General features: G+C 44.7%; 3 protein-coding genes. All 3 read left to right on the top strand.

All coding sequences use genetic code 11. From position 1 onward, the window contains the following. On the top strand, positions 1–547 hold a 547-nt coding region (locus A3757_RS21640; protein ID WP_197470204.1), incomplete at its 5' end, for a flagellar hook-length control protein FliK. Next, positions 544–849, top strand: a complete 306-nt coding sequence (locus tag A3757_RS21635; RefSeq protein ID WP_068516235.1) for an EscU/YscU/HrcU family type III secretion system export apparatus switch protein — start codon at positions 544–546, stop codon at positions 847–849. The genes A3757_RS21640 and A3757_RS21635, both read left to right, overlap by 4 nt. A 17-nt stretch (positions 850–866) precedes the next feature. Beyond that, positions 867–1,352, top strand: a 486-nt coding sequence (locus A3757_RS21630; protein ID WP_156506487.1) for a hypothetical protein, incomplete at its 3' end; no start/stop codon positions are given.

The following is a 1,352-nucleotide window of genomic DNA, read 5'->3' as shown; positions in this document are numbered from 1 at the left end:
CATCCAGTCCGACACAACAGCGAAGGCCAAAGCTCTTTTTGCCGAGCAAGAGTTTTCTACCGGGCAGCTTTTGAAAATACTTGCCGGAATGCTTAATCGTATTCAGTTCAACCAGTTGAACAGCCTCTTTCAAAGCCAAACCAGTGACGGCAATACACTTCAATCATGGTTTTTTGAATTGCCCGTGGTGAATGTCAACCAAGGGGTCACCACCTTCAGCCTGAGACTCGATAAGGAAAAAAGCGCCACTCAGAACCAGGAAGAGGAATCTGAGGACAAAGCATTGCAGTGGAAAATATCACTATCCTTCGACTTAGAAGGCCTGGGAGCAATATATATTCAAGTAAGCTTGCTCCCTCCTTCTATTTCATCCATTATCTGGGCAGATCAAGCCGATACTTTCGCGCTCGCGCAAAGGGAGAGCAAACATTTTAAGGAAAAGCTTTCAGAGCTAGGCCTAGAAGTAGGCGATATTATTTGCCAACAAGGCCTACCAGAACAACAGGCCACCAAGTTGACACAAAGCCTGGTAGATATTCAAGCATGAACAACAATAACAAAACCAGCTCGAAAACAAGAGCCATCGCGCTCAAGTACGATGAAGTTTCAGCGCCCAAACTTACTGCCAAAGGTGAGAATGAGCTCGCTGAGGAAATAATGCGCATTGCCGAAGAGCACGGCATACCTTTATACGAAAATAGTGAATTAGTCAGCATTTTGTCTAAACTAGAACTGGGAGAAGAAATCCCCGAAGTTCTATATCGGGTAATAGCTGAAATAATTGCCTTTGCGTATTACCTGCAAGGAAAGACACCACAAGGCTTTGGCGAGCCAACGACCAGAACATAACGAGCAACATTTTCAACATGGCACATTCTGACCACCAACTACTTATTAACTCAAAATCCTACTTGTATGCCCTTATTCTGGCAGGTACCTTAGCGCTCGCCCTGCTCTTTCAGGGGCAATTGATCAGCGCTTGCGGCATCGGTGTTCTGTGTGCGCTACTCATTGTAAACCAGTGGCAAAGTAAAAACCGAAATGCCGATAAAGAGAGCTTCATCTGGTTTAAACACAGTTCTCTGGCTCTCGCCTGCATTGCCCTAATAGGCTTAATGACAGGCCTGGAAGACTTTAAAACATGGACCTATTTCATTCCCTTATTGCTGTTCTTTTTCTATGAATTCAAACCTGCCCTATGGCTTGTCGGGATATTCTCAGTATTTGCCCTGGCCTCTTTGAATGCTAGCGGCTCTCCGTTTGAAAACATTCAAAATACTATGAGCTACCTTTTGTACCTAAGCATGAGCTGCTGCCTGGTTTACTTGAGAGAACTAAGACGAAAACAGCTT

Source organism: Oleiphilus sp. HI0117 (assembly GCF_001635235.1).
This window is presented reverse-complemented; position numbering and strand designations above follow the sequence as displayed.

Coding starts and splice junctions, on each gene's coding strand:
- A3757_RS21635 (WP_068516235.1), top strand. CDS start 544: ATGAACAACAATAACAAAACCAGCTCGAAAACAAGAGCCATCGCGCTC.